Source organism: bacterium (genome assembly GCA_040755755.1).
Taxonomy (GTDB): Bacteria; SZUA-182; SZUA-182; order DTGQ01; family DTGQ01; genus DTGQ01.
This window is the reverse complement of sequence record JBFLZW010000030.1, coordinates 41,425-62,699: the sequence shown is the minus strand read 5'-3', so window position 1 is coordinate 62,699 and position 21,275 is coordinate 41,425. Positions and strand designations below refer to the sequence as shown.

The 21,275-nt window shown below is 49.5% G+C and carries 16 protein-coding genes; 5 read left to right on the top strand and 11 right to left on the bottom strand.

Going from position 1 to position 21,275, the window contains the following annotated elements:
• Positions 1-268: 268 nt before the first annotated feature.
• The 6 genes from AB1611_09650 to AB1611_09625 form a co-directional block, all read right to left on the bottom strand.
• On the bottom strand, positions 269-643 hold the full coding sequence (locus AB1611_09650; GenBank protein ID MEW6379859.1) for an ORF6N domain-containing protein: 375 nt from the start codon (positions 641-643) through the stop codon (positions 269-271).
• A 280-nt stretch (positions 644-923) separates the two neighbouring features.
• Complete coding sequence (locus tag AB1611_09645) at positions 924-1,115, bottom strand: type II toxin-antitoxin system HicB family antitoxin (GenBank protein ID MEW6379858.1); 192 nt, start codon at positions 1,113-1,115, stop codon at positions 924-926.
• Between the two features lie 303 nt (positions 1,116-1,418).
• Positions 1,419-2,210 carry a formyltransferase family protein gene (locus AB1611_09640; GenBank protein MEW6379857.1) on the bottom strand — a complete coding sequence of 264 codons (792 nt, stop codon included), beginning with the start codon at positions 2,208-2,210 and terminating at the stop codon, positions 1,419-1,421.
• Positions 2,211-3,515 (bottom strand): tetratricopeptide repeat protein, encoded by a 1,305-nt coding sequence (locus AB1611_09635; GenBank protein MEW6379856.1) that lies wholly within the window; start codon positions 3,513-3,515, stop codon positions 2,211-2,213.
• 18 nt (positions 3,516-3,533) lie between these two features.
• Positions 3,534-5,450, bottom strand: a complete 1,917-nt coding sequence (locus AB1611_09630; protein MEW6379855.1) for a DNA topoisomerase IV subunit A — start codon at positions 5,448-5,450, stop codon at positions 3,534-3,536.
• A 29-nt stretch (positions 5,451-5,479) separates the two neighbouring features.
• Positions 5,480-7,282 carry a toprim domain-containing protein gene (locus tag AB1611_09625; GenBank protein ID MEW6379854.1) on the bottom strand — a complete coding sequence of 601 codons (1,803 nt, stop codon included), beginning with the start codon at positions 7,280-7,282 and terminating at the stop codon, positions 5,480-5,482.
• A 483-nt stretch (positions 7,283-7,765) separates the two neighbouring features.
• On the opposite strand from AB1611_09625, the gene AB1611_09620 reads away from it, so the two are divergent.
• Positions 7,766-8,848, top strand: coding sequence for a hypothetical protein (locus AB1611_09620; protein ID MEW6379853.1), 1,083 nt, complete (start codon positions 7,766-7,768; stop codon positions 8,846-8,848).
• 37 nt (positions 8,849-8,885) lie between these two features.
• Positions 8,886-9,986: a hypothetical protein gene (locus AB1611_09615; GenBank protein ID MEW6379852.1), complete on the top strand. Its 1,101-nt coding sequence runs from the start codon at positions 8,886-8,888 to the stop codon at positions 9,984-9,986.
• A 70-nt stretch (positions 9,987-10,056) separates the two neighbouring features.
• On the opposite strand, the gene AB1611_09610 is transcribed toward AB1611_09615, so the two are convergent.
• The 4 genes from AB1611_09610 to AB1611_09595 all read right to left on the bottom strand — a co-directional run bounded on the left by AB1611_09610 (position 10,057) and on the right by AB1611_09595 (position 16,477).
• Positions 10,057-13,758 carry a PQQ-binding-like beta-propeller repeat protein gene (locus AB1611_09610; GenBank protein ID MEW6379851.1) on the bottom strand — a complete coding sequence of 1,234 codons (3,702 nt, stop codon included), beginning with the start codon at positions 13,756-13,758 and terminating at the stop codon, positions 10,057-10,059.
• Between the two features lie 75 nt (positions 13,759-13,833).
• Positions 13,834-15,030, bottom strand: a complete 1,197-nt coding sequence (locus tag AB1611_09605) for a PQQ-binding-like beta-propeller repeat protein (GenBank protein ID MEW6379850.1) — start codon at positions 15,028-15,030, stop codon at positions 13,834-13,836.
• Positions 15,031-15,235: 205 nt separating this feature from the next.
• Positions 15,236-15,859 carry a hypothetical protein gene (locus tag AB1611_09600; GenBank protein MEW6379849.1) on the bottom strand — a complete coding sequence of 208 codons (624 nt, stop codon included), beginning with the start codon at positions 15,857-15,859 and terminating at the stop codon, positions 15,236-15,238.
• A 48-nt stretch (positions 15,860-15,907) separates the two neighbouring features.
• Entirely contained in the window at positions 15,908-16,477 is a 570-nt protein-coding gene (locus AB1611_09595) for a hypothetical protein (GenBank protein ID MEW6379848.1), read from the bottom strand.
• A gap of 704 nt (positions 16,478-17,181) precedes the next feature.
• Between AB1611_09595 and AB1611_09590 the strand changes: the two genes are divergently transcribed.
• The 3 genes from AB1611_09590 to AB1611_09580 all read left to right on the top strand — a co-directional run bounded on the left by AB1611_09590 (position 17,182) and on the right by AB1611_09580 (position 20,855).
• Positions 17,182-19,050, top strand: a complete 1,869-nt coding sequence (locus AB1611_09590) for a hypothetical protein (GenBank protein ID MEW6379847.1) — start codon at positions 17,182-17,184, stop codon at positions 19,048-19,050.
• 142 nt (positions 19,051-19,192) lie between these two features.
• A complete protein-coding gene (locus AB1611_09585; protein ID MEW6379846.1) occupies positions 19,193-20,056 on the top strand; it encodes a protease inhibitor I42 family protein in 864 nt (287 codons plus the stop codon).
• Positions 20,057-20,273: 217 nt separating this feature from the next.
• Positions 20,274-20,855, top strand: a complete 582-nt coding sequence (locus AB1611_09580; GenBank protein ID MEW6379845.1) for a THUMP domain-containing protein — start codon at positions 20,274-20,276, stop codon at positions 20,853-20,855.
• A gap of 61 nt (positions 20,856-20,916) precedes the next feature.
• Here the strand turns inward: AB1611_09580 and AB1611_09575 are convergent, their stop codons facing one another.
• On the bottom strand, positions 20,917-21,258 hold the full coding sequence (locus tag AB1611_09575) for a P-II family nitrogen regulator (GenBank protein ID MEW6379844.1): 342 nt from the start codon (positions 21,256-21,258) through the stop codon (positions 20,917-20,919).
• Positions 21,259-21,275 lie beyond the last annotated feature (17 nt).

Genomic DNA, 21,275 nt, shown 5'->3' with positions numbered 1-21,275 from the left:
TGATTTTTTGTTGTATAAGTCTCGTTCCGGATAAACGCTTCGCATCTTGAGAAAATTCTCTGTCTTCTCGAATCCAGTTTAGATTTCTTCCAATAAGAAGCTCATATTTTTTCTCATGATGAGTATTTTGCATGGGAATGTTCTCTATGTAAAATTACTGATCTGTTTCCTTAGCCATTCACCGCCGGTTTCGTCTTCAATAATGGTTTGCCATACTGCTGCAACATCTTCATCAACTTCAGCCATAATAGCATTTTTTACCAGCCGCTCAGCCACAGCCGTTAAGGTAACAGTACCTTCGTTCCATATCATCAATTCTCTGCTTGATCTCCTGATAGTTTATGAGCATTTCCCGCATTTTGGTAAAGATTTTCATGATCTGGATATTTACTTGTATGGCTCTTTCGCTGTTGAGCACACTGGAAAGCATAGCAATTCCCAACTCTGTGAAGGCTAAGGGTTTGTGTCTCAAGCCCATTTTGTCAGAATTGGAAATCACAATTTGTGACCTCCAATTTTCCATCTCTTCTTTGGTTAGCCGAAACATGAAATCATCTGGAAAGCGGGCTATGTTCCTTCTCACTGCCTGATTCAATACTCTGGTCTCTACTCCATACATCATAGCCAAGTCCCGGTCAAACATTACCCTTTTCCCTTTTTATTTACCAGAGTATCTATTATTTCAGTATGCCTGGAAATGGCAGACCTTGTGTTCAATACTGGATTATACCACCAAGAGTGGAGACCACCTTCCCTAGGTACGCTCTATATTATATCCCTTTCAGCCACCTTTGAGGTCACAATTTGTGACCTCAAACTTCCAAGCTCTTCTTTTTGTAAGTAGAAGCTCATATCATGCCTTGATCCATGCCTTAAAAGAATACATCCGTCTTTCAATAGCTTACGAACTAATCCCCTTTGATTCATATACTTATTTCTTTCGTTTCATATTCTTCTGGTACATCATCCAAGGCCATCGTTATATAGGCATCTTTAATATTTTCTTCTAATTCTTCCAATGTTTCTCCCTGAGTCATGATTTCTGGATGTTCCAGAAGTTTCCCAAGCCAAAATTCCCCCTCCTTCCAATAAATCATAGTCATTTTGATTTTCATTGTTTATTTCTCTCCTTAAAATTTCAAGCAATTGTGTTTTGATGCCTTTCAAATTTACATTTCCCCATATTTCTAAAATGATAAGTATATAACAATAATAATACCCATTGTATAGATAGTCAAAAGGTATTTTGGAAATTTAATTGCAGGTAGTGTATTGCAGACTTGAGGCAGAGCACGAAATAAGGTTTATGAATTAAGAAACGGTGTGAGTAGGACATATCAGGTGCCAATGCGACCTGACTGAAGAATAATGCCGCCCTTTCAGAACGTCATACGCCTATCCTGTCAGGCAATCATGCCTTACTTCTCGAGCCTCACCCCTCGCGGTATCGGCTGGCCGTCGAAGAAAAGTTGCCCTTCTTCATCCTGGGCGTATCTTCCTTCGGCGATATACTGCAAGGTCCTTGGGAAGATGACCCAGTCGCCGGCCTTTTTCAGGCGCTCCTGATAATCGTGCGCCACCTTCCGGATCAGTTCCGGGCTCCTGGGATCACAGCCCCCCTCCGCTCTGACCGGCAGGGGAGGAGAGATCATGAGGATTCGCCCGCCGTCAACGGTAGGTTCAACGATATGGGTAGTCGAGCGCAGGAAAGGCTCACCGGCCAGGATTGCATCTCTCACCGCCTGGCTGCCGGTAAACCTGCGCCTTCCGCCAACCTCGATTGACAGGTCAGCAGGATGGACATTCACTCCAAGGTATGCTTCTGTCAGCGGCCGGGTGGCGATACTCATATACCCGGCATAGACGGCCGCCCTGGCTTCAAAGGGGGAGAGTGCTTTGACCGTCTCGCGGTCAAATTCCTCCCTGAGCTGTAAATCGCTTCGGGGCCTTCCCCGGTGAGCATAAAATCCCTCAAGGTCCCGGATTACCACCGGGATGTCATGGCATTTTCCGATTTCACCCGCCCTGCTGCCAGCGGTGTCAGTGAAAATAGCCACCACCTGGTACACAGCCTGCCCCCTCTCACTTTTGAGCGATTCTCCCCATTCGATGATCTTTTGCAGATTGGAGCCGGTTCCGGACATCAGGCCGACCACTCTGAGCACACCCACGGAGGGATCATGCAGCGGTTTCAGCTTCAACCCAGGCATTTATTCTTCACCCTCACAGCTTTCGAAATTGATCTGCGGATCGGACTCAGCATCGGATGATGCCTCCTCCTGCTTCTCGGCCTGGAGCTTTTTGGCAAACAACTGATAGCGCCGGGCTTCCTTTTCATTCCCCTGGGCTGAATAAATCTGGCTGATCTTCCGGTAGTAATGAACCCTGTTGTCGGGATCTTCGTGAACCAGGGAAAGGTACAATTCCAGGATCTTGGTCGTGCACTCTCCTCCGGACTCAAGCCAGAGGTCTGCAAATTTTTGCTTGATGAACGGGTCGATCCGGAAGCCGCAGCCGCGGCATTCATCCATGATTTCGCCAAACAGATTGCGGGCTTTTTCCTTTTCTCCCAGCACTTCATAGGTTATGGCTAAAGCACGGGCAAGATTTTCATCCCAGCCGAAGGATTCCATGCACTCGAGGTAGAAAGATTCCGCCTCCTTATATTGCCCGGCCCGAAACAGTGTTTCTCCGCGCAGCAGGTGAGCGGGCAATGAATCGGCCAGTTCATCGGGGAGGGAGGAAAGCGTCTTCTGTGCCAGGTCAAAATTTCCCATTCCCCAATGTGCCTCGCAGAGGAGCTGATACCCCTGCATAAGATCAGGATGAGCTTTCAAAAGGCTCTCCAGCAGCGGAATCGAAACCTCATATTGATTGAGGTTGAGATGCACCTTGGCCATCTCCAGGGGGATAAAGCTGGGATAGGGGTTGTCCTGCATGGCCTGCTCAAGCCTGGCCAGCGCAAGGTCGAAATCTCCATGATTCAAGGCTACATAGCCTATCTTAAAGTCATCTCCATAGCCCTGGTAAGCCTCAGCCATTTTTTCGGGCAATGAGCCGCACAGGATAGTGAAATACTCATCCACCCGCTCCTGATAATCCGGATCTTCAACATCCCCTTTGCTCAGGTCAAGGTGAGGAAAATCATCGATCTCTTCAGTCATGCGGTTTTCAATTTCCCGCAACTGCCCTTCGATCTCAACCACCAGCTCGGGATCCTCGGCCAGTTCCAGAGCCAGGCGAAGCTTTTCCTCAGCCTGCTCGAAATTGTCGGAGTCCAAAAGCTCCTGTCCTGTCTGCTGATGCATCCGGGCCAGACTGTCTTTGGCCTGGATGAGCTTTTGGCCGAGCCTGGATTTGAGGTCCTCGTTGTCCGGGCATACCTTCTCCAGCCTGTCCAAAGCAGCCTCATACTCTATCTTGGCAGCTCCATATTCTTTCGCCGCAAACAGCGCATCCCCTTTTTGCTCATACTCTTCAGGTTTTTTGCCGGAAAAAAGTTTTAGCAGTCCCAAGTCCTCTATCCCTCCTTTTTACACTATTGTTTCCTGGACAAACTTTTCAACCACCAGACTGATGTGAGCAATTTCTTTAGTCGATACCCGGTTTCCCACACTGGTCACTCCCTTGACTAACTGGCCTCCAAAATCCAGTACTTCGGAGGTTATTTTCATCCGCGATTGCGGACGGTATTTTACTTTCACCCGAAACTGCTCGCCAGCAGCAAATGCCTGAACCTTGCCTCCGGCCTTAAAGAGCGGGTATTCTTTATCCAGGATAAATTTTTCAATCCGAAACCTTTTACAATAGGACAGTCCTGAATCAGGATCGCAGTAGATGAGATTGAACAGGACATCCTTATCGAATTTGTCTACATAGAGCAGGTCAGCACCGATAAATTTTTTCTTGGGAATCGCGGTCACGATATAGGTGCCGTTGCGCTGAATACACAGGATACGGTCATAGTCACTGACCGTGATGATCCTGCCCTCTTTTACTTCCGTTCCCAGATACCCCTTCTCCTCGTCATACCGTACTTTGACATTGGCCAGGGCGACCTTTTTGGCGTCAATGCTTCCGAAGGTCTGGATCCTGGTTCTCCGGGGGTAGAGATGGCCGTACTTTTTCAAAAGTTTCTGGATATAGCGGATGGCGTAACCGGTCAAATCATCCAGATCTTTTTGAATTTGCTGGATATTCTTTTGAATCTCCTGGATTTCCTTAAGGTTCTTGTCAAGATCGAACCGGGAGATCCGCTTGATCTGAATCTGGAGCAGAAGCTCGACATCTTCCATGGTTACATCACGCTGCAGCAGATGGCGAAAGCGGTTCACCCCCTGCAAAACAGCCTGCTGCACTTCATCGTAACTCTTTTTCTCTTCGATATCCTTATAGATGCGGTTTTCGATAAATATCTGGATCAGCGTCTTCTCATGCCACTTTTCCTGCTGGTGGTGCAGGTTGATCCGCAGCTCCCGCTCCAGATAATCACGAAGGAGCAGGGTATTGTGATGCAGCACCTCATTGACCGTAAGCTGCCGGGGCTTGTTATCCTGGATGGCGATCAGGTTGGTCGAGATCGAGACTTCGCAGTCCGTAAAGGCGTAAAGGGCAGGCAAAAGCTCTTCCGCACTGATTCCCTTGGCCGGGATAACCTCGATTTCCACCTGTTCGGCGGTAAAGTCATTGACCTGGACGATCTTGATCTTTCCTCTTTTGGCCGCATTTTCAATCGAGCTGATCAGGGATTCGGTGGTTGTTCCAAAGGGGATTTCCCGGATAACCAGAGACTTCGGCCCGCGGATGTCAATGGCCGCCCTGACCCTGACCTTGCCATTCCCCTGGTTATACTCGGCGGCATCCATGATCCCACCCTGGAGGAAGTCCGGATAGATCTCCACTTCCTGGTTTTTCAAAATCCTGATCTGCCCTTCGAGAAGCTCGACAAAATTGTGGGGGATGACTCTGGTGGCCATACCCACGGCAATCCCTTCGGCTCCCATCAGCAGGAGCGCAGGAAGTTTACAGGGTAAAAATACCGGCTCACGGTTTCGGCCATCGTAGGAATCCACATATTCGGTGATGTCCTTGTTGAAAAGGGTCTCTTTGGCCAGTGCAGACAGCCGGCACTCAATATAACGGGCTGCCGAGGCTGCATCGCCGGTATAGATATTGCCAAAGTTACCCTGCTTCTCGATAAAATATTCCTTGTTTGCCAGATTGACCAGGGCATCGTAGATCGAAGCATCACCGTGCGGGTGGTACTTCATGCAGTGTCCGACCACGTTGGCAACTTTGTTGAATTTGCCGTCATCCATCTCAAAGAGAGAATGCAGGATACGGCGCTGGACCGGTTTTAGCCCGTCTTCGATTTCCGGTATGGCCCGGTCCTTGATAACATATGAGGCATATTCGATAAAATTCTGCCCCATCAAACTCTTCAAACTCATGGGTATCCTCTCTCATCAAAAAACCAGCGTTAAACCAGATTTTCCATGATGTATTCTTTTCTCTCCGGAGTATTCTTGCCCATGTAGAACTGGAGAATCTCCGGCACCTTTTTCAATTCATCCACGATCACTTCAATCAGGCGGATATCCGGTCCGATGAACTGACCGAATTCTTTGGGCGAGATCTCTCCAAGCCCTTTGAACCTGGTGATTTCCGCCTTGGGACCGAGTTTTTTCACTGCCGCCTCTTTCTCCCGCTCGCTGTAACAATACAGGGTGCGTTTTTGGTCTCTCACCCGAAAGAGCGGGGTCTCCAGGATAAAAACATGCCGCTTCAGGACCAGGGGCTCGAAGAATTTCAGGAAATAGGTCAGGAGCAGGTTGCGGATGTGCAGGCCATCGACATCGGAATCAGTGGCCAGGACGATCTTTTGAAACCGCAGCCCGTCAATGGATTCTTCGATGCCCAGGGCTTTCATGATATTGTAGAGCTCTTCATTCTTATAGACCCTGCTCAGGCCTTCATCGCAGCAGTTTAAGGGTTTTCCTTTCAGCGAAAAGACAGCCTGGGTCATGACATCCCGGCAGGTGATCATGGATCCTGCTGCGGATTGTCCTTCGGTGATAAAAATCATGGACTTTTCCCCTTCAGGGGAACTGTCCCCCCGGTGCCGTTTGCAATCCCTGAAATTGGGCACTTTGATCGAGGTTTTTTTTGCCAGCTCCCGTGCTTCCTTCTTCACTCCCTGGAGTTCCAGGCGGACTTTCTCGTTGGCGGCAATTTTTTTCAGCACGGCATCGGCAATGTCCGCATTTTTGTGCAGGAAATCCGAAACCTGGTCCTTCACCTCGCCGACAATCCAACTGCGGATATCGGTGTTGCCGAGCTTGTTCTTGGTTTGCGATTCAAAAATCGGCTCATCGATCCGGATGGCAATGGCCCCGACCATGCCGTCGCGCACATCAGCCGCATTGAAGGATTTTCCCGCATAGTCATTGATCCCTTTCAGGGCACCTTCCCGGAATGCGGACTGATGGGTGCCGCCATCGGTAGTATATTGCCCGTTGACAAAGGAATAATAGGTGTCTCCGTAGCTGTCGGTATGGGTGAAGGAAAATTCCAGCCGCTCCGATGCATAATGGATGATCGGGTACAGGGCCGCTTCTTGAAGCTCGTCCTGAAGCAGGTCGAACAGCCCTCGTTTTGAAACAATGGGCTTGTCGTTATAGTGAAGCACCAGGCCGGTATTCAGATAGGCATAATGCCACAGACGCTTCTCGACCAGGTGCTGTTTAAATTGATAGGCCGGGAAAATGGACCGGTCCGGCCTGAATTCGATATAGGTTCCATTGGGCTCATTGATATTCAGGGTCTGGTCCTGCTGCAAAACGCCCTGGGTAAAGTGAGCTGTGCGGCACTGGCCATCCCTGAACGACTGAACCAGAAAATGCTCCGACAGGGCATTGACCGCTTTACAGCCTACTCCATTCAGCCCCACGGAGAATCGAAATACGTCCTGATCATATTTGGCCCCCGTATTGATCCGGGAAACACAATCAATTACTTTCCCCAGCGGGATCCCGCGGCCAAAATCGCGCACGCTGACCAGGTTATCATCCCCGATCCGGATAATAATCTTTTTCCCATAGCCCATGACATACTCGTCTACGGCGTTGTCAATTACCTCTTTCATCAGGATATAGATGCCATCATCGTGGTCCGAGCCGTCTCCCAGTCGGCCAATATACATCCCATAGCGAAGTCGGATGTGTTCCAATGACGAGAGTGTCTTGATTTTACTCTCGTCATACCTGGTGTCTGTTTCGAGCATGATTACCTCCGGCTGATTTCTTTCCTCGAATAGTACATGGAGAATCCCCATTGTACACCAAAATAAGGAGAAATGTAACCCGGAATATTAACTTTTACCGGCCAGTCATCCTGGTGGCGGCAGGTAAGCAGTGAACCGCAGACCAGACATAAAGGCACAGAGGGAAGGTTTCGAAATTATCCGCTCGTTGCGCAGAAGTGTAGCCGCATGAACTGATGTCATTTTATTTGAATATACTAATAATTATAGTTATAATGCTAATATCTATAAAGAACAGTGGTAGCCTCCTTTTTTGGCAGAGCCATAGAAATAGCAGGGGCCAGATATTGAATTACATTAATTCGAGACCTGCCCCCCAAAATTTTCGGAAGAAAGTTCATTTTTTTATTTTCTATTGTCTAACAGAGGCTTATCAGGTACAATTAAATTACAGAGCAATCTTAGAGAAAGCAACAGATACGAGACAACAAGGGAGCAAGCTTCATGCCTGCATACCGGCATTATGCTGATTATCTCATCAAGAGAGCCATGAGCGATCTTGGCTCAATGGATGATTTCCTGCGGCATGTGCTTTTTACCGATTCCTTCTGGCAACAGAAGGTTATCGGATTAGGCAAGGATATCCAGAAGTTTGAAGGTCCGTTGAAGAGGGAAGACCTGAACAAGGCCATCAAGCAGGAAACCCTGGATGGGGGATTCCTCTTTCATAATGCCAGGGTTATCATCGAGGGGGAAGATTCCCTGGAGGTTGAGGACATCTATCAACTGCTCAGGCAGGAGGCCGCTGTCCTTGAGCCCGGACAAAAGAGAAAGGCCCTGATTGCACTCATCGTCTCTCTTTCTGATTCCCCGATCCACCGGATCGACAGGAAGCCCTGTCCTTTTCTTGAGATTACCAATATCCTGGGACCACGAACCTTCATCGGCTTTGCCTCGATCAATCTGTACCCGATCGATGAGGGTTTCTATCAAGACTATTTCGGGAGCCTTTCCCGGAACTGGTGTCAGGCTGAGGTGGAGAGTGTTCTCGACAGATCATTCAGCAGCATGCTGTTGAGCTATTGGGCAAGAAGATTATGGCTGAGCAAAGACAGCCTTCAGGAGGCGATGGGCCGATTAGAGGCATTGAAGAGCTTTTTGGATTGTATCTGGAATAAGACACAGTATGGCAGGATATTTTATGAGACAATGGTGCTTTTTAAAGACCTGCCTGAGCTGGTTCATTTCTTCGATGAAGGAGGTCTCAAAATGAAATCGTTTGTCGATACTATGCCTGAACCTGCCAGAAAGATTTATGAAGAGGTTCTGGTTGCTCCTGTGGTTAAAAGACTGACACAGGAATTTGAAGGGAAATTACAACAGGCGGAGTTGGAAAAGGCAGAACAAGAGATCAGGGCAACTTGCCAGCAGGTCATTTTCAATAAGTTTCCTGATGTTTCCGCCGCTGCGCTCGTGGCCGTGAATCGATTGAGTTTCTCTCAGTGTAATCAGTTGCTCAGGAAATTGGAGAAGATCAAGGATGTTCATGATTGTGAGGCTTTTGTCAAAAACCTCGGAGGTGAATAAATAATATGCTCACAGGAAGCGACAAGGAGCAAGCTTCATGCCTGCATACCGGCATTATGCTGATTATCTCATCAAGAGAGCCATGAGCGATCTTGGCTCAATGGATGATTTCCTGCGGCATGTGCTTTTTACCGATTCCTTCTGGCAACAGAAGGTTATCGGATTAGGCAAGGATATCCAGAAGTTTGAAGGTCCGTTGAAGAGGGAAGACCTGAACAAGGCCATCAAGCAGGAAACCCTGGATGGGGGATTCCTCTTTCATAATGCCAGGGTTATCATCGAGGGGGAAGATTCCCTGGAGGTTGAGGACATCTATCAACTGCTCAGGCAGGAGGCCGCTGTCCTTGAGCCCGGACAAAAGAGAAAGGCCCTGATTGCACTCATCGTCTCTCTTTCTGATTCCCCGATCCACCGGATCGACAGGAAGCCCTGTCCTTTTCTTGAGATTACCAATATCCTGGGACCACGAACCTTCATCGGCTTTGCCTCGATCAATCTGTACCCGATCGATGAGGGTTTCTATCAAGACTATTTCGGGAGCCTTTCCCGGAACTGGTGTCAGGCTGAGGTGGAGAGTGTTCTCGACAGATCATTCAGCAGCATGCTGTTGAGCTATTGGGCAAGAAGATTATGGCTGAGCAAAGACAGCCTTCAGGAGGCGATGGGCCGATTAGAGGCATTGAAGAGCTTTTTGGATTGTATCTGGAATAAGACACAGTATGGCAGGATATTTTATGAGACAATGGTGCTTTTTAAAGACCTGCCTGAGCTGGTTCATTTCTTCGATGAAGGAGGTCTCAAAATGAAATCGTTTGTCGATACTATGCCTGAACCTGCCAGAAAGATTTATGAAGAGGTTCTGGTTGCTCCTGTGGTTAAAAGACTGACCCAGGAATTTGAAGGGAAATTACAGCAACTGGAAATGCAAAGGGAAAGGGAAAAGGCAGAGCTGGAAAAGGCAGAACAAGAGATCAGGGCAACTTGCCAGCAGGTCATTTTCAATAAGTTTCCTGATGTTTCCGCCGCTGCGCTCGTGGCCGTGAATCGATTGAGTTTCTCTCAGTGTAATCAGTTACTCAGGGAACTGGAGAAGATCAAGGATGTTCATGATTGTGAGGCTTTTGTCAAGAACCTCTAATGTTCTAACGTCTTCTTCAGGGGAATCGCATTGATAAAAGGGCTGACAGAGCTGTCCCCCTTAAGTTCTTCTATTTACCATGAATGGCATAGACCTGCCCATTTTGGCTTCCGATATAGATAGTGCCATCCTTTCCGATGATCGGAATGGCGGTAATTTTCCCTCCTTCGGTGAGAAATCGCCATTTTTGATTTCCGGTGACCGGATCGAAGGCGTACAGATAATAATCATGGCTTCCGATATAGACGGTGCCGTCAGGGCCAATGGCAGCCGAGGATCGGACTTCCCCTTCGGTGACTGCTGACCAGCGAAGCGATCCGTTGGGGTTGAGGGCATACAGCCTGCAATCGTCGCTGCCGATATAGATCGTACCGTCAGGGCCGAGAACAGGGGAAGAAACCACTTCGCCTCCCGTGAGGTAATCCCATTTCGGGGTGCCGTTCGACGGGTTGAGGGCATAGATATTCTTATCCTTGCTTCCCACATAGATTGTCCCATCCTTTCCGAGTGCCGGTCGCGAAAGGGTATAGATGTCGGCAATCCACTTTTTCCCTCCATCTGTCGCCTTTACGGCATAGAAGTGCCCCCCGTCCGTCCAGTTTCCCGCTCCCACGTAAATGGTTCCATCCGCTCCGACTGCTGGCGAAGAAACCATATTTTCCAGTTGGCTTGACCACCTGATCCGGCCATCTTTCGGATCCAGGGCGTACAGGCATCCGTCGTTGCATCCGACATACACGGTACCATCCGAGCCGAGGGCTGCGGTGGACATGATTTTGTCAGTCAGGGCTGTCTTCCACTTCACTCCTCCCTGCGGATTCAGAGCATAGAGATAATGATCGCTGCTGCCGGTATAGATGGTGCCGTCTTTCGGATCAACCACCGGCGAGGCAAAGACCGGGCCCTGCGTGACTAGAAACCACTTGATGCTTCCATCCGGATTCATGGCCAGGATTTTGTAATCGTCGTAGCTTCCGGCATAGATAGTACCGTCAGAACCAAGGGCCAGGCCAGAGAAAATGCGTCCGCCAACAGGGACGGACCATTGCTCGATTCCCGAAGACCGCGAAGAGGTGAACTGCAGGCCGAATATGCCGGAGCCCTGAACGGTAATACTCAGGGATGTCGGCTCAAACGTGCAGCCTGCCTTATCCGGCCTCAGGGTATAGCTCCCGGCGGCAGCGCTCAGGCTGAAATTACCCTGCCCGTCGGTCAGAGTTTCAGCGGTTTTCACTCCCCCGGAATTGGTCAGGGTCAGGGTGATACCTTCGGTAACATCTCCGGTAACTTTTCCGGAAACCGGGTAAAGGCTGCTCTGAACAGCGGAAAAGTTATTACCGGAGCTGTCGGCGCCCTGGATGGTGATTTCCCTCTGAGCCGGAGAGAAGCTGTAGCCCGCTTTGGAAGCCGTGAGAACATAGTGTCCGTCGGGCAGACGGAAACTGAATCTTCCCTGGCTATCGGAAGCCGTTGTCCGGGAAAGGTCCCCGGACAGGGTCAGGATTACCTGATCCCGGACATCACCGCTTATGGTTCCGGACAGCGTATACTCCTGCTGAGAGGCGGCATGGGCAATAAAGTTATTGCCGACATAGTGGCTTGCGCTCTCGATCCTGATCTGCCGTGAAGAGGGCTGGAAGGAGTATCCTGCCAGGCTGGGAGTAATCCGGTAGCAGCCCCGGTACACGGTAAATTCGAAGCTGCCGTTAGCCCGTGAAGTAGTCATTCCCCTGATTGAATTTCCTTCAATGGTATTTCCGTCCAGGTAAAGGGCCACTCCGTCCTGCGCATCTCCGGCGACGCTGCCTGAGATGATATAAGCTCTCAGAAGGGACAGGAAGGATGGATCGTCAGAGTCGCCGGTGAGACTTATGGAACAGGTTTGCGGGCTGAAGGTATAGCCATCCAGCGATGGAGTCAGAACATAGGACCCCTGAGGCAGCGAGAAGGAAAACTTTCCGCCCGCATCGGATATGGCTGTATCGATCAGGGTGCCTCCTCTGGCTGCCCTGACGGTTACTCCCTGCCGGGCCGCCGGTCCGGTAATCTCTCCAGTCAACCGGAATGCCCTGGAGGAGGTAAAATCGTACCCTTCATTCTTAACCCCGGAAACAGTGACTTCAATACTCTTGGGAGTGAAACAGGAGCCTTCCCTGGTCGGGAGAAGGATATAGATTCCCGGACGGATATCGGTGAATCTGAATGTTCCATCCACGGCAGTCTCAGTTGTGATTGCCTCATCCGAGTCTATCCTCCTCAAGGACATTGATACCCTCCCCTGAATATCGCCGGTAACCCGTCCGGAAACCGAGCACAGGAGACTGAGGGGTAAAGCTCCCTGGTGCCTGCATTCTTTGCGGAACATGGGCCAGACAGAGGTTGCAGCTCCCCGTGCCGGGTTAGCGAGGGCAGAGAGCTTACCATCGCTGCTGCTGACATAAATCCTGCCGTCCATCTTTTCATTCCCGGTCAGGCAGGGCGAGGGGGTAATGCCTTCGGGACTCATCCTGCCAGAAGAAGCGCCTTCACCGGCCTGCAGGAGTCCATACACAGTTCCCTGGGGAGTAAGGGCATAGAGCGTCCCGTCATCACAGCCAAAATAAACAATATGCGCCTGATCCAGGCCCGGAGAGGAAGAGACAGCGCCTGTGGCCTGATAAGCCCACTTGCGGGTGCCGTCCGCGTTGAGAGCATACAGGCAGTGGTCATCACTGCCAAAATAAATGGTGCCATCCCCATCGAGAGCGCAGGATGAGCGGATCGGCCCGCCGCTTGGAAAGGCCCACTTCCGGGCCCCCAAAGGTGTAATGGCATACAGGATATGATCGCAACTGCCGATATAGATGGTATTATCGGCACCGATGACTGCAGAAGCCCTGATGGGTCCGCCAGTGGGAAATTTCCACTTCAGTCCCCCCTGCGCCGAGAGGGCGTACAGGTTCCCGTCGCTGCTTCCGGCGTAAATGATACCGTTGGCATCGACAGCCGGAGAGGATTGAATCGCCCCGGCAGTGCGATATGACCACAGCATTCCTCCCCCCGGAGAGAAGGCATAGAGAGAGCTGTCATCGCTGCCGACATAAATCCTGCCAAAATCATCGACGGCTGGTGAGGATTGAATCGCTCCTCCGGTCCGGTACGACCACTGCCGCTTTCCGTCAGGATTTACAGCATAGAGGCAGTGATCGTCGCTGCCAAAATAGATGGTTCCCCGCTGACCGATTGCCGGAGAGGATTGAATGGCTCCCTGAGTGGCATAACTCCATTTGGGATCACCGGTTGACTGAAAGGCGTAGAGTGAGCCATCGCTGCTGCCCACGTATACCACGCCGTCCCGGCCAGTAGCCGGTGAGGATGCAATCCCTCCTCCGACCGCCGTACACCAGAGGACCGAGGATTTGAGGTCTTTGACCAGGAGAAAGTTATTGTTCGGGCTGTCCGTTCCGGAAACAACGACCTCACGGCTTTCGGGAATGACCAGATAATCGGGCATCGAAGCGGTGAGGGTATACTTCCCGCCGGGAAGGGAAAAGTGATAGAATCCATTGGTCTCGGTCCGGGTCTGAAGATTCCTTCCCCCGCTGACCGTGACCAGCACCCGATCCCGGACTTCTCCGTCAACGAATCCAGAAACCATGACGGTTCCCTTCCCTTCATTGCCAGCCCCCCCGCAGGAAGAAAGAAAGAGAATCAGAAGCGGTATTGCTCTCCTGAACAGACGGGCAAAAGGGCGCTTATAGCTCGGATAGCATGATCCTTTCTCTGTAAGCATTTTCCCTCATATTCCTTATGCTTTTATCTTTTTATCTTTTGGTGGTATAGGCGATCGAGAACCGTTATAAAGCACCTAATCGGCTCGATCAACTGCCGTATCCCGAATGGCATAGACCCTGGAATCCTGCCCGCAAAAGTAGATGGTTCCATCCTGGCCGATGAGCGGGATTGAAACAATCGGCTCCTGCCGATGCGTCGGGAATAACCCCTGACGGGCCCCATCGTGGTCCTCGAAGGCATACAGACAGCCATTATGACAGCCGATATAGATGGTCCCGTTCTGGCTCACGGCAGCCGATGACCGGATTTTATCATCGGTGGCTGCTGCCCACTCGAGTGAGCCATCGGCAGTATGCAGGGCATACAGTCTGGCATCATCACTGCCGACATAAACTGTGTCCTCCTCCAGATCAAGGACAGGACAGGAGAGAACCGGCCCTCCGGTCTGATACCGCCACTTTTCCGCCATCTCCCCTGTATTCCCCCCTGGTTCAAAGGCATATACGAAGCCGTTCGTGCTTCCGGCATAGACGGTTCCCTCGGAATCGACAGCCGGTCTGGCAAAGACCGGCATTTGCCCTGTCCATAGTATGTCACCGTCTTCAGGGTCCAGGGCAGAGAGTTTTCCGCTTGACCGCTCCGGTCTGTTCCAATCCAGATTGCCGCTTCCCACGTAAATGGTACCATCCTGTCCGATTGCCGGAGAAGACACCGGTCCTCCCAGTGATTTCGTCCATTTCCTGCTGCCATCGGAAGGATAGAGAGCGTAAAGGTTCCCATCGTTGCTGCCCACGTAAATTATGCCCTGCCGGTCAATAACAGGAGAGGATAATATCCAGCCTCCCGTGTCAGAAGACCACTTCCGGGTTCCGTTTGGATTAATGGCGTAGAATTTCCCGTCACAGCTTCCTGCATAGATGGTTCCATCATCACCAACCGCCGGGGAAGAGAAAACCGCCCCTTCTGTTGGAAATTTCCACAGAACAGTCCCCTGCGGCGAAAATGCGTAGAGATGCTTATCGTTGCTTCCTACATAGAAGGTATTCCCGTTGGGAGCACAGGCCGGGGAGGAGTAAATCTTATCGCTGGTGGAGAAAGCCCATTTTTCCTCCAATCCCAGAGGCTGATAGACAGGGTTTTGACTTTTACTGCCGCTGGTATCACCGCCCCCTCCACCACCGCCACCGCAGGAGGAGAGAACCAACAGAGGAATGAGCAGGAATAAACCGCACGATATCATGGAGTAAATACGGGGAGGCTTGGTAAGCATCTTCATTCTCCTTACAAAAGGGTTATGGAATTTTGGGGAAGTTTTCTCATTCAGCAGTAGATATTTATTCGGTTTTTTTTATCCTGAGAGCTACAAAGAAAGAAAAGAGGAAGCATGCAGGGGGGAAAATAAAGCGGAAAAGAGCAGTGAGAAGCACATCACTGCTCTTTTTTTCATAATTCAGCAGGGGGGGATATCCTCCTGCTCAGGGATAGATCAGGGAAGCCGCGGTTAACAGAGTAGTTATGCTGGGAGCCGGAGCAACCAGGGAAACCAGCAGAGAGCTTAAACCCGGCAGGGCCGTAGCCAGAGCAGGAGGCAGCGTTATCGGATTAGCGGCCAGGGCGAACGTGGGATAGGTGCTGAGATAGGTCAGATTGGCCACCGGAACATTGTTCGACAACCAGGCTGCACTGGTAGGGGTCAGATACTGATACCCTACCGGCAGGGTAATGGGCTGCGGGAGCCCGGTCGTTGCATTAACCAGATACTTGGGCGGCCAGGTTTTCACTCCAAGGAGGGGATCATAATAGGCCATGCCGACCGGGGTATTATACAGAAGAAAGGGATAGAGCCAGCTTGGATCCCAGGTCAGGCCAGGCTGAGCCGGTAATACGGTTGTAGGTTTCAGGTTGGTTACAATCGGCGTCGGCACACCAGTCACCGGATTCTTGGGAGACAGGGCTGCCGTCCACAGCGGCCAAAGGGTGTTGTAAGGAGGAAGTGCCTTCCAGTTTTGTGCATCGGCTCCCGGCACCAGTAAAAAGCCGAGAGCTGCTAAAAGTGTTAAAAAAAAGCAAAAATTTTTCAAGGGATATCTCCGACTCATCGTCAGTCTCCTTTCGTCGTAAGCCTGTTTTTGGTACTTTTCAAAGAATTACCAACCTAACAAAAGGGCCGGGGTCAACAGAGATGAAAGCGGGGGAGTGGAAGATACGGTTATAGGAGGATACGTGTTGTAATAATAGAGATTGGCTGTGGGGACATTTGCGGCAAGCCAGGCGGAACTGGTGGGTGCCAGGGAGGTATAAGCGATCTTGAGAGCGAGGTAATCAATAGGTGCAGGCAGGCCGGTCAACGGGTTCAGAAGAGATGCCGGGGGCCAGGAGTTGATTCCATAGTAGGGGTCATAATAGCAGAGCCCAAGGGGAGTATTATACAGCAGCCAGGGATAAGTTTTCCGGGGATCCCAGGTCAATCCGGGCTGCACCGGCAGGTACGTGCTTTTGGTAATCTGGCTGACAATCGGCTTGGGCAGCCCTGTCAGGGTGTCAATTGGAGATAACGGCGGTGACCATAAAGGCCAGAGTGTATTGTAGGGTGGAAGCGGCTGCCAATTGGCGGCCATGATTGTGGCTGAGTGTTGAACGATAAGTATTCCCAGGAAGATAAGGGTGAAGCTGGGCAGGATGAAAAGCCGCCGACTCTTCAGCTTCTTGTCCTTCATATTTTTTACTCCTTTTTCTTTCTTCATTTATACACAAGAAACCTGAGTGCTCAAAGCTGGTCTGCCAATAACTGCCATCACCTCCCTCATGCGCTTTCAAGAAACGGGTTGCTCCCCCCTGGTAATATTTCATTAGTCATTATAGTAATAATATATTATATTGATATTCGAAGATCAAGGCGGAAATAGAAGGTAGTTTTGAACCTGACAAAGGGATGAAAATTTCCCCTCTTTACTTTATCTCCCTGCATTGAGCATAATATAAAAGGAAGGACAGAAAGGAACAAGAGGAGGTTTAAAGTACTCGCTAGCGGACACTTTTTTCAATTCCTGTAATCAACCGCGAATGCACACGAATAGACGCTAATAAATTCTTTTGATTTGCATTCATTTGCCTTTACTATCGAGTCCTCTTTGTTCAGTTCGCGTTCATTCGCGTTCATTCGCGGTTGTTACCTCAAAAGTGTCCGGTAGAGAGTTAAAGTATAACGTTAATACCAAATTCCGTAATAAAAAATATTGTATAGCGTCTTACAAAAATATAGCTGTACATAAATCCCCCCCTCCTCACCCGGATGTAAAGAGGTAGCAAAAAAGGCAGGTGTTGCGATCGTAATAAAGTGAAGAAATTAAGGCCTCGGGAAGCAGCGTCTGATTTTTTAGAGGAATCGTGTCTCAATTCTTCACCTTGAGGAGGTTAATTAATGAAACGCTTTATTAAGATTGCTGTTATTGTCTGCTTTTTTGTATTTTCTTTATTCTTCCTTTCCCTGTCAGCTCAATGTCAATGGTCTTCATATCCATCTATTAACATTAACATTAATTTCTACGGCTTCCCCGGAGGAAGCTTTCCTTCCTCTGACAGCTATTGGCAGCCAGCCTTTAGCCAGCAAATTCCTCAATACGGCGGCTTGATTACGGGAACCCCTTATGCTGCTCCATTCGGAGGGTATTATTCACCTCCTGTCTCTATGCCTGTCTCCATACCTGTATCCACATATGCCTCCATGCCTGTATTCACGATGCCTGCTTACACCTCTGGCTACGCGGTGCCTGCCTCCTTCATGCCTGACCCTGACTCAATAAGAATGGCAGCAACCGCGTCCAAGTTTAACATAATGGGAGCGGCTTCCGATGGAGAGTATATTTTTGTGCTGTTTGGGGAATTAAATGGAGAGAGCAGATCGGGATTGGCAATTCTTGAGCCTGCCGGTCCTGATACTTATCGATATCTTTCCCATATCGTCTTATCCGAGGGTGGGCATTGGTACAATCCTGATGGAGAATCATCAATGCCTACGAGTATTATCATTAAAGATAATCTGGCTATAATTGGCGGTGAGGATCTGGGCATGGTATATTTCGTGGATATCTCCCACAAGGATAAGCCACAGCTCATCAACAAAGTAAGCCTTGCCGACAACCAAGATAAGGGTGTGGATAGAGTGCTGGATTTAATAGCGGCTGAAAACGGAGTGCTGTTTGTATGTATCGAAGATTTGGATGGCCTTACCAATGAAGACCACTATATCGTTCATGCTCTCGATATCTCCGATCCTGCGAAATTGACTAAAGAGGAAGGCTTGCTTGGTTCCTACACGGTGGATAAGGATTACAAGGTTTATGGAATGATTTCTGCACCAGGATATCTTTATCTTTCAGGAAAGAAATATGTCCAGAATGATTATGGCCTGTCGATTCACATTATTAACTCTTCAGACCCGAAAAACCTTGCCTTAGTTAAGGTTATCGATGATCTGGGCGCTCCCCCGGCGGGTGAGCCGGAGATAAGTGTAGGGGCTACCGATGGAAGTCGTCTTTTTACTATCGTCGGGGCTGGCGAATTTATTGGACCGCTGGTCGATGGTGAATTTCAGCTTAAAATTTTCGAGGTGAGCGACCCCGCTAATCCGCAAGTGCTGTCTGCTTCCAAAAAACTGACCGGTAGTCAAATATTCGGCAGCAACGGCATGGTACTGGAGAATAATTATGCTTATGTTCTGGCAACTACGTATAATCCCCGGAGAACGAAAGTTTATGTTTTTGATGTATCGGATCTGCAGAACCCTGATTTAGTCGATATCACCGAAAATTCTTACGGTTTAGGATTGAACCTGTATTTTGCTGATAATGACAATCTATTTTTTGTTACTGACGAATTTGTAAAGATCTTCAATACATCAAATCCGGAAAATCTACCGATGGCCAAGACCGTGGATGTCTGTAAGATCCTCGGAGATGAGCTTAAAGATTGGGGGTCTGCTAATCCTCCCGCTTATTCTGCATACGGCGGTATGTCAGGTGGTGTGTACGGTGATGGCGGCTTGAATGGCAGTATAGGCGGATTGTACCCATTATCATACGGTGGAACATATCCTACTGGCGTGCCCTACAATGCATATGGCACTGGCACTGGTCCATCCGCGTATGGGACGGGGACGCCAATTGCAATTCCTCCTTCCGATTCAACAGGCTTTGATTCGAATGCCGTAAATCTGGACGTCAACGGGGACGGCATGGTTACTCCGGCGGATGCCCTTTATATTTTCCATAAGTATCTGGAAATTCTTTAATCACCTCGACCTGAGAGGAGTTTCCGTTTTATTTATGCGGGATTCCCGGTTTGAATGAAAGTTCCCTCACCCTATCGCCATCTCCCCTCTGGGGAGATAACGGGGGGAGGGGGATACCTTGATCATTTAAGGAGATTAAGCAATGAAACGCTTTGGCAAGATTATTATCATTATAAGCCTTTTTGTTATTTCTTTATTCTTTCTTGTCACTCCATCGCCGGCATATTATTCGATATTATCTGCACAACCATATATACAATCATATTATTCGCTGCCATCTATCAACATCAACATTAATGTAAATTTTTGTGGGTTTCCCGGAGGCAGTTCTTGCTATAACCAGCCAGCCTCTCCATATGGTGCTTACTATTGCAGTCCTGGTTATAGTTATGGTTATCCACCGAACAGCCAATACTATTCACTCCCAAGATACGCAGCATCACCTGTTCAGCTAGGCGGGTATGTCATGGGCTACGGTCAATATTATTCAGACTACGGCTATTCTCCATCACAACCCCATAGCACAGGTTATCAACCGGCATATGCCACCTCCCTGCCTTCTTCCTTTGATCCTTATTCCCCGTACGGTCCATTTGGGGAGCCGTTCTCATCAGGGTATGCCTCATCTATCAATCCCTATGAATCGATGCAATCACAATTCAAAGATGCAGATGTATCAATATCTTACAGTGACAAGGGAAATGATGTAAGTATTAATACGGGACAAACCCTCAGTATTATTTTGCCGTCAAACCCTGATTCAGGATGCAGGTGGTACCTTGATGCCGATAAGTTCGATGAGACGATAGCAGTCAAAGAGAGTGCTGAGTTCTTTCCAGGATATGAATACAGTTCCAGCACGTCATTCGGATTCACCGGCGCACATGAGCAGTGGATATTCAAGGCTGCAGCTCCGGGTACTACTACCATCAGATTAGAAATCAAGGAGTCAGAAAACAGTAGTGCTCTGGACACCTATGAGGTGGAAGTGACGGTTGCGGATTAAGGCATCATTATTAAGGTAACGGTCAGTATGAGAAAGGCAGGGCCGGTAATGGCCCTGCCTTTATTGGGCACCCTTGCGTAATAATGACACACCCCTGGCCTCCTGTATTTACCGGCAGAGAATTGAGCGGGAAAAATCCGATGTATTTTGTGATGAGAAAACCCCATCTTGCCACCGTGTGAGATATGGATAGCACTGAAGATCGAGAGGTAATAGTGTGGAATCCGAATCACTCCAAGCACTTAGCCAGGGGAAGGCAAAGCTCATCGTCACCAGCCGGGAGCTTTCCACCACGCGCCGGACTATTTCTGCGCTGAAAAGAGCGGTGCCGGGTGCCTGCATCCGGAGTACGGGCTTTCGGGCCATATTCGCCCTCGAGTCGGAGGGTGATCCCCAGGAACTTGCCAAAAGGGTGAATCAGGAGTGTTTCAGACTCATCGGGCATATAACAGCCGTATTCGCCGAGGTTCAAAGCAGCTTCGATCCCATAAAGGAGGCAGCGGTAAGAATAGGAACAGAGCAGATCGGTGAGAATGAAAGGTTTTGCTTCAGGCTGAATAAACGGGGCGCACACCGGCTGGAGCAGGATACGCCGAAGATCGAGAATGAAATAGGGGGAGCCATTTGGGAGGCCCTTGTGCAAAAATATGGGCAAGAGCCGTCCATCAGTCTCAGAAATCCTGACATAAAAATCATCGCCGATGTCTTGGGACCAGTCACTGCGGTTGGAATCTGGAGGAATGCCTGGCAGCCCGGCGAGACACCTCGCCGTGAGGCTGGCGGGCCTGCCTGGGAATAGTGGAAGGTGGGGCGCTTATGCCCCACCAAAGATGGATAAAATATTTTCAGGGGAGTTTCCCTTATCCGATAGCCGCACCGCCTTTTTCGCCGGTTCTGATCCTTATGCATTCCTGGATATCGAGAACGAAAATCTTGCCATCACCTATTGAGCCGGTTCTTGCTCCCTTGATAATTGCATCTACGGTGCGCTGGACGAAATTTTCGTTGACCGCAATCTCAAGCCGTACCTTTTTCAGGAGGTTTACTTCATGGATAACGCACCGGTAGTTCTCGGTATATCCCTTCTGCTGCCCGCATCCGAGTGCGTTGGTAACAGTCATCTTGTGGACCTCTGCATCAAAGAGTGCCTTCTTGACATCAGGTAATTTATGAGGCTGTATCATCGCAATGATTAATTTCATTACCGTTATTCTCCCTT

Excerpts from the sequence above, each read along its gene's own strand:
- AB1611_09650 (MEW6379859.1), bottom strand. The coding sequence starts at position 643 with ATGTTTGACCGGGACTTGGCTATGATGTATGGAGTAGAGACCAGAGTA.
- AB1611_09645 (MEW6379858.1), bottom strand. The coding sequence starts at position 1,115 with ATGAAAATCAAAATGACTATGATTTATTGGAAGGAGGGGGAATTTTGG.
- AB1611_09640 (MEW6379857.1), bottom strand. The coding sequence starts at position 2,210 with ATGCCTGGGTTGAAGCTGAAACCGCTGCATGATCCCTCCGTGGGTGTG.
- AB1611_09630 (MEW6379855.1), bottom strand. The coding sequence starts at position 5,450 with ATGAGTTTGAAGAGTTTGATGGGGCAGAATTTTATCGAATATGCCTCA.
- AB1611_09625 (MEW6379854.1), bottom strand. The coding sequence starts at position 7,282 with ATGCTCGAAACAGACACCAGGTATGACGAGAGTAAAATCAAGACACTC.
- AB1611_09620 (MEW6379853.1), top strand. The coding sequence starts at position 7,766 with ATGCCTGCATACCGGCATTATGCTGATTATCTCATCAAGAGAGCCATG.
- AB1611_09615 (MEW6379852.1), top strand. The coding sequence starts at position 8,886 with ATGCCTGCATACCGGCATTATGCTGATTATCTCATCAAGAGAGCCATG.
- AB1611_09610 (MEW6379851.1), bottom strand. The coding sequence starts at position 13,758 with ATGCTTACAGAGAAAGGATCATGCTATCCGAGCTATAAGCGCCCTTTT.
- AB1611_09605 (MEW6379850.1), bottom strand. The coding sequence starts at position 15,030 with ATGCTTACCAAGCCTCCCCGTATTTACTCCATGATATCGTGCGGTTTA.
- AB1611_09600 (MEW6379849.1), bottom strand. The coding sequence starts at position 15,859 with ATGAGTCGGAGATATCCCTTGAAAAATTTTTGCTTTTTTTTAACACTT.
- AB1611_09595 (MEW6379848.1), bottom strand. The coding sequence starts at position 16,477 with ATGAAGGACAAGAAGCTGAAGAGTCGGCGGCTTTTCATCCTGCCCAGC.
- AB1611_09590 (MEW6379847.1), top strand. The coding sequence starts at position 17,182 with ATGAAACGCTTTATTAAGATTGCTGTTATTGTCTGCTTTTTTGTATTT.
- AB1611_09585 (MEW6379846.1), top strand. The coding sequence starts at position 19,193 with ATGAAACGCTTTGGCAAGATTATTATCATTATAAGCCTTTTTGTTATT.
- AB1611_09575 (MEW6379844.1), bottom strand. The coding sequence starts at position 21,258 with ATGAAATTAATCATTGCGATGATACAGCCTCATAAATTACCTGATGTC.